The sequence below is a fragment of the Caldalkalibacillus thermarum genome (assembly GCF_014644735.1).
Classification (GTDB): domain Bacteria; phylum Bacillota; class Bacilli; order Caldalkalibacillales; family Caldalkalibacillaceae; genus Caldalkalibacillus; species Caldalkalibacillus thermarum.
Window position 1 is genome coordinate 1 of the sequence record NZ_BMKZ01000020.1, and the last position, 14,617, is coordinate 14,617.

General features: G+C 47.9%; 15 protein-coding genes. 14 read left to right on the forward strand and 1 reads right to left on the reverse strand.

The genetic code is table 11. From position 1 onward, the window contains the following. The 14 genes from IEW48_RS17055 to IEW48_RS09340 form a co-directional block, all read left to right on the forward strand. Positions 1 to 268 (forward strand): hypothetical protein (locus IEW48_RS17055; protein WP_229704007.1); only part of this gene is annotated, 268 nt, incomplete at its 5' end. Between the two features lie 44 nt (positions 269 to 312). Further along, on the forward strand, positions 313 to 1,143 hold the full coding sequence (locus IEW48_RS09280; RefSeq protein ID WP_188622645.1) for an MIP/aquaporin family protein: 831 nt from the start codon (positions 313 to 315) through the stop codon (positions 1,141 to 1,143). Between the two features lie 93 nt (positions 1,144 to 1,236). Then, positions 1,237 to 2,739 carry a glycerol kinase GlpK gene (gene glpK / locus IEW48_RS09285; protein ID WP_188622644.1) on the forward strand — a complete coding sequence of 501 codons (1,503 nt, stop codon included), beginning with the start codon at positions 1,237 to 1,239 and terminating at the stop codon, positions 2,737 to 2,739. Between the two features lie 55 nt (positions 2,740 to 2,794). After that, positions 2,795 to 3,370: a glycerol-3-phosphate responsive antiterminator gene (locus tag IEW48_RS09290; protein WP_188622643.1), complete on the forward strand. Its 576-nt coding sequence runs from the start codon at positions 2,795 to 2,797 to the stop codon at positions 3,368 to 3,370. Between the two features lie 131 nt (positions 3,371 to 3,501). Then, on the forward strand, positions 3,502 to 3,840 hold the full coding sequence (locus IEW48_RS09295) for a nucleotidyltransferase domain-containing protein (RefSeq protein WP_188622642.1): 339 nt from the start codon (positions 3,502 to 3,504) through the stop codon (positions 3,838 to 3,840). Then, entirely contained in the window at positions 3,809 to 4,216 is a 408-nt protein-coding gene (locus IEW48_RS09300; RefSeq protein WP_188622641.1) for a nucleotidyltransferase substrate binding protein, read from the forward strand. The genes IEW48_RS09295 and IEW48_RS09300 overlap by 32 nt, the downstream gene beginning before the upstream one ends. A 192-nt stretch (positions 4,217 to 4,408) precedes the next feature. Continuing rightward, complete coding sequence (locus IEW48_RS09305; RefSeq protein WP_188622640.1) at positions 4,409 to 6,052, forward strand: glycerol-3-phosphate dehydrogenase/oxidase; 1,644 nt, start codon at positions 4,409 to 4,411, stop codon at positions 6,050 to 6,052. A gap of 275 nt (positions 6,053 to 6,327) precedes the next feature. Beyond that, a complete protein-coding gene (locus IEW48_RS09310) occupies positions 6,328 to 7,926 on the forward strand; it encodes a glutathione ABC transporter substrate-binding protein (protein ID WP_188622639.1) in 1,599 nt (532 codons plus the stop codon). A gap of 155 nt (positions 7,927 to 8,081) precedes the next feature. Continuing rightward, positions 8,082 to 9,002 carry a nickel transporter permease gene (gene nikC, locus IEW48_RS09315; protein ID WP_188622638.1) on the forward strand — a complete coding sequence of 307 codons (921 nt, stop codon included), beginning with the start codon at positions 8,082 to 8,084 and terminating at the stop codon, positions 9,000 to 9,002. Positions 9,003 to 9,019: 17 nt separating this feature from the next. Then, a complete protein-coding gene (nikB, locus tag IEW48_RS09320) occupies positions 9,020 to 9,943 on the forward strand; it encodes a nickel ABC transporter permease (RefSeq protein WP_188622637.1) in 924 nt (307 codons plus the stop codon). Between the two features lie 18 nt (positions 9,944 to 9,961). Continuing rightward, a complete protein-coding gene (locus IEW48_RS09325; RefSeq protein ID WP_188622636.1) occupies positions 9,962 to 10,978 on the forward strand; it encodes an ABC transporter ATP-binding protein in 1,017 nt (338 codons plus the stop codon). Further along, positions 10,975 to 11,994, forward strand: a complete 1,020-nt coding sequence (locus IEW48_RS09330) for an ABC transporter ATP-binding protein (RefSeq protein WP_188622635.1) — start codon at positions 10,975 to 10,977, stop codon at positions 11,992 to 11,994. Before IEW48_RS09325 ends, IEW48_RS09330 begins: the two co-directional genes overlap by 4 nt. Positions 11,995 to 12,193: 199 nt before the next feature. Continuing rightward, positions 12,194 to 12,937 (forward strand): ABC transporter ATP-binding protein, encoded by a 744-nt coding sequence (locus IEW48_RS09335; protein ID WP_188622634.1) that lies wholly within the window; start codon positions 12,194 to 12,196, stop codon positions 12,935 to 12,937. Further along, entirely contained in the window at positions 12,934 to 14,220 is a 1,287-nt protein-coding gene (locus tag IEW48_RS09340) for an ABC transporter permease (RefSeq protein WP_188622633.1), read from the forward strand. The genes IEW48_RS09335 and IEW48_RS09340 overlap by 4 nt, the downstream gene beginning before the upstream one ends. A gap of 137 nt (positions 14,221 to 14,357) precedes the next feature. On the opposite strand, the gene IEW48_RS09345 is transcribed toward IEW48_RS09340, so the two are convergent. Further along, positions 14,358 to 14,519: a hypothetical protein gene (locus IEW48_RS09345; RefSeq protein ID WP_188622632.1), complete on the reverse strand. Its 162-nt coding sequence runs from the start codon at positions 14,517 to 14,519 to the stop codon at positions 14,358 to 14,360. Between the last annotated feature and the right edge of the window lie 98 nt (positions 14,520 to 14,617).

The window sequence follows — 14,617 nt, forward strand, 5'->3', positions numbered from 1 at the left end:
TGGTACGATAGACATGAAAAACATCCTTTCCTTGGTAGATGTTGGTTTAGGCAACTTCATTTTACCAAAGGATTGGGTGTTTTTCGCGTTTTTTGGCCAAATTCCCCAGTTAAATCAAGGGATTCTCGTGTTTTTCAAGGTGCGAAAGTTGAGTTATAGAAAAGTCTATACTTGGTCGGAGACAAGGAGAAGACCAAAAGAACCACTCTGTTTACAAGGAGTGTGTTTTTTGGTCTTCTTTTTGTTTGCTGCAAGGCGTAAAATGTAAGCGTTGTAATCCGGATGCAAATCAAACCCGAGGGAGGCGATGGGATGTCTGCGTTTATTGGTGAATTGGTAGGAACCATGATCTTGATTATCTTTGGAGGAGGTGTGGTTGCTGGTGTAGTCCTTAACAAATCTAAAGCACAAAATAGCGGCTGGATTGTGATTACGTTAGGGTGGGGACTGGCTGTGGCGATCGCTGTCTATGCTGTTGAAGGGATTAGCGGAGCCCACATCAATCCTGCTGTTACCATTGGTCTGGCTGCGGTAGGGGAGTTTCCTTGGTCACAAGTTCCTCTCTATGTGATCGCCCAATTCCTTGGTGCTTTTCTGGGAGCTGTGATTGTTTGGTTACATTATTATCCGCACTGGAGATCAACCCAAGATAAAGGGGCTAAACTCGCAGTGTTTTCAACTGATCCGGCTATTAAACATACACCCTCTAATCTTATCAGTGAAATAATTGGTACGTTTACCCTTCTCTTTTGTTTATTGGCCATAGGCGCCAACCAATTTACGGAGGGTTTAAATCCCTTGATTGTTGGTTTTCTTATTGTTGCAATTGGTTTGTCACTTGGGGGAACCACCGGATATGCCATTAATCCTGCTCGTGATTTAGGGCCCAGAATCGCCCATTTCCTGCTTCCTATTCCCGGTAAGGGTGATTCAAATTGGGGGTATGCCTGGATCCCTGTCATTGGTCCGCTTATTGGCGGGGTTTTGGGGGCCTATTTTTATAAATTGGTTTTTGAAAACGGTTCTAGTGGAGCAGTGATTGGCTTTGTTGCAGCCTTGACCATCTTAGCTTTGTTTGTCCGGCTGCGCTCCTCTTCCGTTGGCGATGAAGAAAAAAGATGCATGGACTCTCGTCCTAATTAGGGGATGATGAAAAGGAAGCTTTAGCCTTTATTGAAGCCTTTCTTCAAATAGGTTAAGAATTATTTTCTAGTTACAAAACAAGGAGTGAGCAAAATGGATAAAAAGTATATCTTAGCCCTTGATCAAGGGACCACCAGTTCCCGGGCCATTCTGTTTGACAAGCAAGGTCAAATTGTGGGCATCGCCCAGAAAGAATTTGAACAAATTTACCCCCAACCGGGTTGGGTGGAGCATGATCCCATGGAAATCTGGGGCACACAGAGCGGGGTAGCCAGAGAGGTACTGGAGCGTACGGGGATTAAACCTCAAGAGGTGGCTGCCATTGGCATTACCAATCAAAGGGAAACCACGGTGGTGTGGGATAAACAAACCGGCAAACCCATTTATAACGCCATTGTCTGGCAAGACCGGCGCACGGCTGATATCTGTGATGAACTGAAACAAAAAGGGTTGGAAGAATACATTAAAGAAAATACAGGCCTTGTTATTGATGCCTATTTCTCTGGAACAAAAGTGAAGTGGATTCTGGATCATGTGGAGGGGGCGAGAGAGAAAGCTGAGGCGGGAGAGCTCCTCTTTGGCACCATCGATTCCTGGCTGATTTGGAAACTGACCGGAGGCCGGGCCCATGTGACCGATTATTCCAACGCTTCCCGCACCATGTTGTATAACATTAAAGAGTTGGCTTGGGATGAGCGGTTGCTTAAGGAGCTGGATATTCCGTCTTCTGTTTTGCCGGAGGTGAAGCCGTCCAGCCATGTGTATGGCGTGACTGACCCGTCTACGTTTGGTGGAGCCCAGATTCCCATTGCTGGAGTAGCGGGGGACCAGCAGGCAGCATTGTTTGGCCAAACCTGCTTTGAAGAGGGGATGGCCAAAAACACCTACGGCACAGGATGCTTTCTGCTGATGAACACCGGTGAATCTCCTGTCATTTCCCAATCGGGATTGTTAACGACCATTGCCTGGGGCATTGACGGGAAAGTGGAGTATGCTTTAGAGGGCAGTATTTTCATTGCTGGCGCCGCGGTCCAATGGTTGCGGGACGGACTTAAACTTATTGACTCGGCGCCAGATTCAGAGTACTATGCCACTAAAGTGGACGACACGGGCGGGGTGTATGTGGTGCCAGCCTTTGCCGGACTGGGTGCCCCCTATTGGGACATGTACGCCAGAGGGGCCATATTCGGCTTAACCAGGGGGACGCGCAAAGAACACATTATCCGGGCCACGTTGGAATCGTTGGCCTACCAAACCAAAGATGTCTTGGATGCCATGCAAAAAGATGCCGACTTAAAGTTGAAGACTCTTAAAGTGGACGGCGGTGCAGTGACCAATAACTTCCTGATGCAGTTTCAGGCCGATATATTGGGCGTCAATGTAGAGCGGCCAAAAGTCACCGAAACAACCGCGTTGGGAGCAGCTTATCTAGCCGGCCTTGAAGTTGGTTTTTGGAACAAAGATGAAATTATACACAATGCCCAATTGGATACGACGTTTCAACCCCATATGTCCGCTGAGAAAAGAGACACGCTGTATAAAAAGTGGCAAAAGGCGGTTAAGCGTACCATGAACTGGGAAAAATATGAGGAATAGGGTGAAATGAGAAAAATGCCTCCCTGTACAGGGGGGCATCGGACTGTAAAGGAGGATGGACGTGAATTCTCCTATTGTGGATATGGTTCAATCACAAGTGATTGCCGCCATTCATAAACCGGAGTTGATTGATGAAGCAGTTGGCAGCAAGGCCAACATCGCTTTTCTCTTAACCGGTGATCTGCTTGCGATCAAGGACTATGTGCACCGGTTGAAATCGGCAGGAATGTCAGTTTTTATTCATTTTGATTTTATCGAAGGGCTGTCCAATCACAAAAGTGCCATCCAATATGCGGCCAGAGAATGGCAACCAGATGGCATCATTACCACCCGCAACCAGTTGATCAAAGCGGCCAAAGAAGAGGGACTGCTGACCATCCAGCGCATTTTTCTGATTGACTCCAGTGCTTTGAAGCGGGGGATTGAACTGGTCCGGTCCTGCGGGCCGGATGCGATTGAGGTCCTGCCTGGGCTGATGCCCCGAGTGATTTATGAGTTAACAGAAGAGCTCCCCATTCCCTTAATTGCAGGTGGCCTGATCAAGCACAAGGAAGAAATCTTGGAAGCCTTGCGGGCCGGGGCGCTAGCCACCTCTGTGGGGGATCCTAAGTTATGGCACTTAGACCTCTAGATAACTGCTCTCTATACCCTCCCGCCCTGATCAGAAACAACAGGGCATCCGTGAATTTTACTGTAATTCCTGTTAAACTAAAAGTATCTTAATCTTGATGTTGAACTTGAAGTTGAAGCGGGGTGTCCAGCGTGGCTTTTGATCCACATTTCTCAGGCCTTTCTCCACGATTCGTAGATCAGTTAAAAACCTATTGTGCGGCTAACAAAAAGGTGAAAAAAGTTATTCTATTTGGTTCCCGGGCCAGAGGTGAACATCGCCAAACCTCCGATATAGATTTAGCAATAGAAACTGATCAAGCTTCTCACAGTCAGCAAAATTTGATTGAGGACGCCATACGTGAAATCCCAACACCCCTAAAAGTTGATGTTTTGTTTATAGACCGGTTGGAAAATGAAGATTTGATAGGGGATATTATGCGGGAGGGAGTGGTGATCTATGACCAGGGAGAGACTTCACCGCAAACTTGAGGAATATAGACGAGCCTGTAAAAGATTAGAAGAAGCTATTAACCTTCCGCTAGATCATGATATTGTTTATGATGGGGTCATACAACGGTTTGAATTCACATTTGAATTAAGCTGGAAACTGATGAAAATGTTCTTGGAGTATGCTGGAGTCACTGAAATCCGGAGTCCCAGAGCAGCTATACAGGAAGCATATGCTTATGGCTTGATCGAACAAGGAGAACAATGGATAGCAATGATGATCGATCGGAATAAAACATCGCACATCTACGATGAGAAGGAAGCAAGGTTGATCTATGATAAAGTTAAGAATAAATATTATAAACTTTTTAATCAGCTTAGGAAACGGATGGAGAAGGAAATGGAGATCGAACAATAAGCAAGCCTCTGAATCTATCCTGGAATTACTGATTCATTCATTAATGTTTTTATGATATAATGAACTCAAGAAGTGCATAGCACAGGTCAGAGAACTGGAGTAGACCGCACAAAATCACTACATACTATGTAGTGTAGTGGTTTTTGCGGTCTTTTTTAATTGTCGACAAGAAAAACAGAAAGGTGATCAAGCATGGGCAAAGAGAAACTGGCTTTTTCCAGAGACAACCGCACCACTATGTTGGAGCGCATGGCTGGAGAACCGTTAGACCTTTTAGTCATCGGCGGGGGAATTACCGGTTGTGGCATTGCCTTGGATGCAACTTTACGTGGACTTAGAGTAGGGCTTATCGAGATGCAGGATTTTGCGGCAGGCACCAGCAGCCGTTCTACCAAACTGATCCACGGCGGCTTGCGTTACTTAAAGCAGGGGGAGATCGGCCTGGTCCGGGAAGTGGGGCGGGAGAGAGCCATTTTGTATCGCAATGCGCCCCATGTTGTGATTCCGGAGCCGATGCTGTTGCCCCTGGTGGAGGGCGGGACATACGGCCGTTTGGCTACCTCTTTTGGTTTGTGGCTGTATGACAGATTGGCCGGGGTGGAGAAAAGTGAACGGAGAGTGATGTTAAATAAGGAAGAGACCTTGGCACGGGAGCCGTTGTTGAAGAAAGACGGCCTGAAGGGCAGCGGCTTATATGTGGAGTACCGTACCGATGATGCCCGCCTGACTCTGGAAGTGATTAAGAGCGCCGTGGAACAGGGAGCGCTGGCGGTTAACTATGCTGAGGCCACAGAGTTTATATATGACCAAGGCAAACTCATCGGCGTGGCAGTCACGGACCGGGTGGAACAAAGGGAATATGCCATCTATGCTGCCAAAATTGTCAATGCCACAGGCCCATGGGTGGATCAGCTCCGCCGAAAAGACAACTCTCTCAAGGGGAAACGTCTGCATTTGACCAAAGGGGTGCATATCGTGGTTGACCAAAGCCGCTTCCCTTTGCGTCAAGCGGTATACTTTGATGTGCCTGACGGTCGCATGGTGTTTGCGATTCCCCGGGATGGCAAGACCTATATCGGCACGACGGACACCGATTATCAAGGGGACTTGGCCCATCCGCCCGTTGACGAGGAAGACATCACCTACCTGCTGGAGGCGGCAAATGCCATGTTTCCCACCATCGGGCTTACCAGGGACGATGTGGAATCCCATTGGGCCGGACTCAGACCACTCATACATGAAGATGGCAAATCTCCGTCGGAGTTGTCCCGCAAGGACGAAATCTTCCGCTCCGAATCCGGCCTTATCACCATTGCGGGAGGCAAACTGACCGGGTTTCGCAAAATGGCGGAACGGGTCGTTGACTTGGTTGTCCGGGAACTGGAGCAAGAAACAGGGCGCACGTTTCTTCCTTGTCAAACGGCCACACAAGTGTTGTCCGGTGGCCAGGTAGGGGGACCGGAAGGATGGCCCGGCTTTGTTCAAAAGCACGTGCAGGAGCTAGCCGCACTTAATGTAGAAAAAGAGCAGGCCGAGAAGCTTGTACGTCGTTACGGCAGTAACATTAGGCATATTATCGGCTATTTGAAGCGTATGGGGGTTCAAGAGCCAGAAGTCGTGGTGTTAGATCCGGCAGAAGGGAAGCAGAAAATTGACCCAGTGCTTAAAGCCGAATTATGCTACTGCGTGCAACACGAAATGACGGTCTATGCTGAGGATTATCTGATCCGGCGCACAGGAGCTGCTTATTTCGATAAAGATACCTATGTTGCCCTTTATCCCGTAGTTAATGAATTGCTGAACTCGCCATCTCTTTCTTGCCAAGTCATAAGCTAGTAAGCGGGCCCAGTATCAAGGCCCGCTTATTTTACAGATGAAAACTTTAATCTGTGGTCATGGTGCCGCTTGCTGAACCTGTCTTCCCTGTGAACACAATAGAGAGGATATGAAATATTATGGCGAAAAAACAAATAATCTAACGAAAATGTTTGAAGAATGTCGGTCTTGACAAAATTAACCGGAAAAAAACGCTTGCAAAATGACTAACTATCCATTATAGTTGTTTATGTCAAATGTACACAAAATTAAAAACAAGATTAGGGGGTAATTGAATGAAATTTAATCGCAAATGGCTGTGGCTTGCTGTCCTGGTCCTCACTGTAGGGACGGTGTTGGCTGCCTGTGGCGGCGGTGAAGAGCCCGCTCCTGAAGATACGGAGGGACAGGGAGAAGGGCAAGCCGCTGAAACTCCCGCAGCCGGTGGGGATTTGAAAATTGCAGTGATGTCTGATGCTGTGTCTTTGGACCCGCATGGATCCAATGACAACCCATCTAGTAATGTAACTAGCCAAATCTATGAAACGTTGTTCGTCCGGGACAAAAACGGGGAAATTCAACCCTGGCTTGCTGAAAGCTATGAACAAGTAGATGACGTGACCTGGCATTTTAAATTGCGTGAAGGCATCACTTTCAGCGACGGCACTCCGTTTAATGCCGAAGCGGTAAAAGTCAACCTGGAGCGTATCCTTGACCCTGAATTGGGTTCTCCGCGTGCCTTCATTTTCGACGGCTGGCTGGAAGAAGTCAATGTGCTCGATGAGTACACTGTTGAAATCAAAACCGCCTATCCATTCTCTCCGATTCTGGCTCACTTTACCCACTCTGCCGGACAAATGATCAGCCCGGCTGCTATTGAGGCTGAGCAAAACGGGGAAACAACGATTGCTACTAACCCGGTTGGCACAGGTCCGTTTGTGCTGGAAAGATGGGAATCTGGCCAGGAAATCGTCTTAAAGCGTAATGAGAACTATTGGGGTGAGCCGCCTAAAGTGGACACGGTGACCTTTACCGTTGTGCCAGAAGATTCCACCCGTCTGGCTATGCTGGAAACTGGAGAGGTGCATATTGTTGAGCCTGTACAGCCCAATGATGTGGCTCGGGTGGAAAGTTCTTCCAATATGGAACTTTATCGGACTGACAGTGTCAGCTTAACCTACATCAGCTTTAATACTCAAAAGGAACCATTCAACGACGTGCGCGTGCGTCAAGCCATCTCTATGGCCATTAACAAAGAAGAAATCATCGAAGGCGTCGTTAATGGTATTGGTATTCCTGCTGCTGGCCCGTTGGCTCCCACTGTCTTCGGCTATCATGAAGGGTTAGAGCAGCTTGAGTATAACCCTGAAAAAGCAAAAGAGCTGTTGGCTGAAGCTGGCTATCCAGACGGATTTAAAACCACGATTTGGACCAACGATAACCAAATCAGGGTAGACATCGCTGAAGTTGTTCAAGCCCAATTGAAAGAAGTTGGCATTGAAGTGGACATTGAGGTGCTGGAATGGGGCGCTTACCTGGAAAAAACGGCTAACGGTGAACATGACATGTTTATCCTTGGCTGGGTCACTGTAACAGCTGATGCTGACTACGGCACCTATGCCTTGTTCCACAGCAACAACCACGGGGATCCTGGTAACCGATCCTTCTATACCAATGAAGAAGTAGATGCGATGCTTGATCAAGCCCGCCAGGAAACGGATGAGGCTACCCGCTTAGAGCTGTATAAACAAATTCAGGAGTACCTGGTTGATGAAGCCCCGATGATCTACCTCTATCATCCAGAATATCTGATCGGCTTATCACCCAAGGTGAACGGCTTCTGGTATTCTCCTGATGGCATTATGCATCTGAGAGAAGTATCTATTGAAGAATAATGGTTAGACAAGTGGATAGCACACAGGTGTAAACCCACTATTGTAGAGATAAAAAGGGTTGTATCTTGTCCAAGTGCAACCCTTTTTATCATGTGTTTTTATCATGTATACTAGGATTTCGAGCGTCAAATGTGATGAAGAAAGGGTGAACACACATGACTCAACCAGATGCCAGTCAGACAAACAGCACAGCAGCCCCAGGCCCTACTTCTCCCCCTAAAGTTGGACAAACTCCCTTTAAAAACTGGAAACTCTTCTACAAAAAGCTGAGCAAAAATAAAGCGGCCATGGCTGGCGGCATATTAATTGTCATTTTAGTTATTATTGCCTTATTCCCGTCATTGTTTGCCACCCATGACCCTTTGGCTCAAAATTTGCAAAATAAGTTGGCCAAACCTTCCTCAGAGCATTGGCTGGGTACTGATCACCTGGGCCGGGATATTTACAGCCGGATTATTTATGGCACCCAAATTACCTTGTACGTGGGCTTTGTTTCTGTGCTGATCGGCGCCTTTTTCGGTGTCCTTCTAGGCATTATTTCCGGATATTATGGTGGCTGGATTGACGCATTGATTATGCGAATCATGGATGTTTTGCTGGCTTTTCCAGGCATCCTTTTGGCGTTGGCCATTGTCAGTGCACTAGGGCCCGATATGATCAACGTCATTATTGCTGTGGCCATTTTTGCAGTGCCCACTTTTGCCCGTATTGTCCGGGGCTCCACATTGGCCGTGCGCAAGATGGAGTACATTGAGGCCATCCGTGCGCTGGGAGCAAGGGATGGGAAAATTATTTTTCAACATATTTTGCCCAATGTCATGTCGCCGATCATCGTTCAAGGGACTCTGTATATTGCCTCAGCCATTTTGATTGCCAGCGGTTTGTCTTTCCTTGGATTGGGAGCCCAGCCACCCACACCTGAATGGGGAGCCATGCTGGCCGGCGGAAGAAACTATATTTGGGATGCCCCCCATGTCTCCCTGTACCCGGGAATTGCCATAGTTGTTAGTGTGCTGGCCTTTAACTTGTTAGGCGATGGCTTGAGAGATGCCCTTGATCCCAGAATGAAAAACTAGATGACGAGGTGTACACAATGTTAGTCTATATTGTCCGCAGGATCCTGCAAACCATTCCGGTTTTGATGGGCGTTGTGTTGGTGGTTTTGCTCTTGATGCATCTCATTCCGGGCGACCCCGCTCAGATTATTGCCGGGGAAAGTGCTTCTCCAGAGCGGGTAGAGCAGATGAGGGAGCGTTTGGGCTTAAATGACCCCTTACACATTCAATACCTGAAATATTTAGGTAATGCCGTTCGGGGGGATTTGGGTGAATCCATCCGTTCCGGTCGTCCCGTGACTGAGGAAATTTTTAACTCACGGTTCAGAACCACGGTTGAACTGGCTGTTATCGGTACGCTGCTCAGCATTTTTATCGGTCTTATTGCTGGTATTATCTCAGCTGTTAAACGTTATTCAGTATGGGATGTCAGCGTTATGCTCATCGCCTTATTTGGATTATCCATGCCTAACTTCTGGCTGGGAATTATGCTCATTCTTTGGTTTAGTGTGAATCTGGGCTGGTTCCCTGTTGCTGGATGGGGGACATGGCAGCATATGGTCTTACCCGCCATTACCCTGGGAACGGCTGGTGCGGCTATAATTGCCCGTATGACCCGTTCCAGTATGCTAGAAGTGATCAACCAGGATTATATTCGTACGGCCCGGGCCAAAGGGGTAAAAGAGGCGGTTGTGATTTATAAACACGCTTTGCGCAATGCCCTTATTCCGGTCGTAACCGTTGTTGGCTTGCAGTTTGGTTCCCTGTTGGGAGGAGCAGTGTTAACCGAGGTCGTGTTTGCCATTAATGGTATGGGGCGTCTCATCGTAGATGCAATCTATGCCCGGGACTTTCCAGTTGTTCAAGGTACAGTTCTGGTTGCTTCCGTGTTGTTTGTTTTGGTCAACCTGCTGGTGGACATATCCTACCGACTGCTTAATAAACGGGTGGAATTGAACTAGGAAGGACGGTGAACAGGGATGGGCGTCAAAAGCGGAACCCCCATTCTGGAAGTGAAAAATCTCAAGACCTCTTTTTTTACTGAGGAAGGAGAAGTGAAAGCGGTCGACGGGGTCAGCTTCTCAATAGAAAAAGGAAAAACATTGGGGATCGTCGGGGAATCGGGATGTGGTAAGAGTATTACCTCTTTGTCCATTATGCGCCTCTTGCCCCAGCCGGCAGGTAAAATTGTAGGTGGAGAAATCTGGTTTAAAGGAGAAAATCTGCTGGAGAAATCGGATAAGGAATTCCGTCACATTCGTGGAAAGCATATCTCCATGATCTTTCAGGAGCCAATGACCTCCCTTAATCCTGTGTTTACCGTGGGAGACCAGATTGCTGAGACGATCCGTATCCACGAAAAGAAAAGCAAAAAAGAGGCCTGGGAGAAAGCGGTCGAGATGCTGAAGCTGGTGGGCATCCCTTCTCCAGAAAAACGGGCCAGGCAATATCCCTTTGAATTGTCCGGGGGGATGCGCCAGCGGGTGATGATTGCCATCGCCTTGGCTTGCAGCCCGGAGCTTTTGATCGCGGATGAGCCCACCACGGCACTGGACGTCACCATTCAGGCGCAAATCCTGGAGCTGATAAAAAAGCTGCAGGAAGAGCTGGGAACGACCATTATCATGATTACCCATGACCTTGGGGTTGTGGCCGAGATGTGCGATAAAGTGGCTGTTATGTACGCGGGTAAAGTGGTGGAGTATGCGGATGTCTACACCCTGTTTGAAAATCCGAAACATCCGTACACTATGGGTTTGTTAGAGTCACTGCCCCGCCATGACGAAGACCAGGAAGAGCTGGCCGTCATCAAAGGCTCAGTGCCGAGTCCGTTTAACATGCCCAAGGGCTGCCGTTTTGCACCCCGCTGTCCCCATGCCAAACCGATGTGTTTCGATCATCTGCCCGAACTTCAAACCATGGAGGACGGCAACCAGGTTCGCTGCTGGATCTATACGGACAAGTGGGATGAACAGAAGGAGGTGGCCACAAAATGAGTAAAGCCCCGCTGCTTCAAGTGGAGAATCTGAAACAATATTTCCCGATTAAAGGTGGTATATTCGGACGCACCATTAATTACGTCAAAGCGGTGGATGATATCAGCTTCCACGTCAATGAGGGTGAAACGGTCAGTGTCGTTGGCGAATCGGGGTGCGGCAAATCAACTACGGGGCGTGCCATCCTCCGTTTGGAAGAGCCCACCGCAGGGAGAGTGATTTTTCAAGGACAAGATTTGCTTAAATTAAGCAAGACGGAGATGCGTAAAAAACGCAAGGATTTGCAGATCATTTTCCAAGACCCATTTGCTTCCCTTAACCCAAGGCAGACAGTGCGTCAAATTTTGGAAGAAGCTTTGGCTATTCAAAATGTGGTCCCGCGCAACCAGCGGCGCCAGCGTGTCATTGAGTTACTGGAAATGGTAGGCTTAAATGCAGATCAGGCCGACCGTTATCCCCATGAATTTAGCGGTGGCCAGAGACAACGAATCGGCATTGCCCGCGCCTTGTCTGTTGAACCCAAACTGGTGATCTGTGATGAAGCTGTCTCGGCCTTGGACGTGTCCGTTCAGGCTCAGGTGCTCAATCTGTTAAAAAAATTGCAGCGTGAATTTAATTTGACCTATCTGTTTATTTCCCATGATATGGGTGTAGTCCGTCATATCTCAGACCGGATTATTGTGATGTACCTGGGTAAAATCGTAGAAATGGGAGATAAGCAATCACTCTTTGAAAACCCGCAGCATCCCTATACCCGGGCGCTGTTATCTGCCATTCCGGTGGCTGATCCGAGACGGAAGAAAGAGCGGATCATTCTTAAGGGCGATGTGCCCTCACCGATTGATCCCCCTCAAGGCTGCCGCTTCCACACCCGCTGTCCCTTTGTGATGGACCGCTGTAAAACGGAGGCGCCGCCGATGCATAAACTGGGCCCGCAGCATGAGGCTGCCTGTCATCTGCTGGAGGAAGGCCCGGTCGATTACAGCCAATTGCTGAAAGAGATCAAGATTTCCTAACCTGTGCTCATCTCAAGGGATGTTAAGTATCTCAAGGGATGTTAAGTAATGATATGATAGATCATGACAATGATCAACGGCCGCAGTTCCGTTGCTATACGGAGTTGCGGCTTATTTTTCACTTTACAGTTGATGACTTGTCAAGCTGGGAAAAATAAGAAACAATAAGGATAGTACTGAAGGGAAAGGTTGGTAGAGCATGCGTCCTCTTTTGCAAGTCGAGCACGTCACAGGCGGGTATACGGCAACGAAACCCGTCATACATGACATCAGTTTTGACATTAATGCAGGAGAAATTGTCTCGCTTATTGGACTGAACGGTGCCGGAAAAAGCACCACCATTAAGCATATCCTGGGACTTCTCTCGCCTCATGAGGGCTCCATTATGATTGATGGCTGTAGCTTCAAGGATGATCCAGACCGTTACCGCTCTTTGTACAGCTATATCCCTGAATCCCCTGTTTATTATGAGGAACTGAACTTGTGGGAACATCTGGAACTGGCGGCGATGGCGTATGGCCTGGACCGGTTGACCTTTGAAAAGCGGGCTGAACATTTATTGCAAGAGTTTCGCATGGAGAAAAAGAAGCATCAATTTCCCGCTCAGTTCTCCAAGGGGATGAAACAAAAGTTGATGATTATGATGGCCTTTCTGGTACAACCCAAACTGTATATTGTGGACGAGCCTCTCCTGGGGCTTGACCCGCTGGGCATCCGCTCTTTGCTGGAATGGCTGGTGGCTTGCAAGGAAAAAGGGGCGGGGATTTTAATGTCGACCCATATTTTAGCCACCGCTGAACGTTACTGTGACCGTTTTGTCATTATCCATGAGGGGCGCATCCGTGCCAAGGGCACCCTTGAGGAATTGCGCCAGATGAGCGGGATGCCTGCAGCCAGCCTGGATGATATTTATCTTACACTGACTGAGGTTGATGAAAGATGAAGAAAGCAGTCACTCAAGCTTCAAAACGTACCAGTACTGCCTCTGGTGCTGACCAGAACGAGCGCATGTTTCTGGATGTGGAGCAATTAGCCAGGAATCGGATTCAAGAATTTGTGACCGAAGCGGTTCGTTATTGGCAGCTGATTGCCTCGAGCGGTTTGCTGTTTACTGTGGTCGTGCTCTTAATTATCGGCATGATTTATTATGATCAGATTGTAGCTTGGATCCCGGACTGGATGCCCATGGGCTTCATTTATGCCGTTGTGTTTTGCTGGCTTGTTGCTCGGGCTCCCCAGCGTCATTTTTTGCATGAGGCCGATCTGATTTTTCTCACCCCTGTGGAGAGCCGGATGGACGATTATTTCCGGCACACATACCGCTATAACCTCATGTTACAAAGCGCTGCTGTCGTCGTTACATCAATCTTGCTTTACCCCTTTTGGCGGGATACGGTAGCCGCGGCAGAGCAGCCGGTCTGGGTCTATTTTTTGATCCCCTTGGTTTTAAAAGGGTGGAATTTTTCTTCCCATTGGAACATGTTGCGTCATATGGACGAACGTAAAGTGGAGATTCACCGGGGATTAAGAATCTTGTTCAGCTTTATTTTCCTGTTATGGTGGTTTTACCAGGGGCCTGCTTGGCTGTTGCCAATGCTGGTCTTGCCGCTAGTGGCCTTTTTCTTATATGAGCGGAAAGTGGTCCGTTCCCATGGTTACCGCTGGATGCGTCTGTTGGAGCTGGAACGGAAACAGCTCAGCCGGTTTTATGCTTTCTGTCAGGCTTTTGTGGATGTGCCGCACATGGGAACTCGTGTCCGCAAACGGCCCTGGCTCAGCTATGTGACGGCCTTACTGCCCTTTAACAGGACTTCTGTCTATCGCTACTTATATCTCAAGACGTTTATCCGTGCCCAAGATTATTTGGGGATTTATGTCCGTTTGACTCTCATCGGGACAGTGATGATTTATGTGCTGAACGAAGTATGGGTGAAGGGGCTCGTTTATCTTTTGTTTCTGTTTGTAGCAGCGACTCAGTTGCAGGCGGTATGGACACATCATCAACAGCAGTTTTGGCACCAGCTGTTTCCCCTTTCCCACAGAGAGCAAAGGGACAGCTTCGTGTGGATGTGCCGGGTCGTGCTGGGGATGCAGGCACTCGTCATGTTTATGCCGATTCTTGTGTCCGGCTCTCTGATCTCTGTTCAGCTCATGATTTTAGCGGCAGCAACAGCTTTTATATACTTCTTCACACGGAGAATCGGCATGAGAATAAGTGCCCTTTAAGATGAAACAAAATAATTAAAACAAAAAAAAAGAGGCCTTGTCCCAGGCCTAATCTCAAAAGGTGAAGGTATGAGTAAACAATTGAGGTGATACACATCATTCCATGGTTAACCAACATTAAGCGCTGCGAATTGCTGTTAGGATTGCCATACCCATCCGCCTTCAGTTTGAACCAATACCCCTCTTTGTTCAACCTGACATTCAGGACAGGTATCCGTATAGGAATCGTATAGCTCATGAAACTCTTTGTGGCAATGGGGACATATTTTTGCCGAATTGTAGCGCTCAAACTTGATCATGGTTTCTCTCCTCTCCCTCCCAAGGTGTTAAATTTGTTGTTGTTTTTATTATATGTGTTATAACACAAAAGTTCAATATTAATTTTTGATATATAACA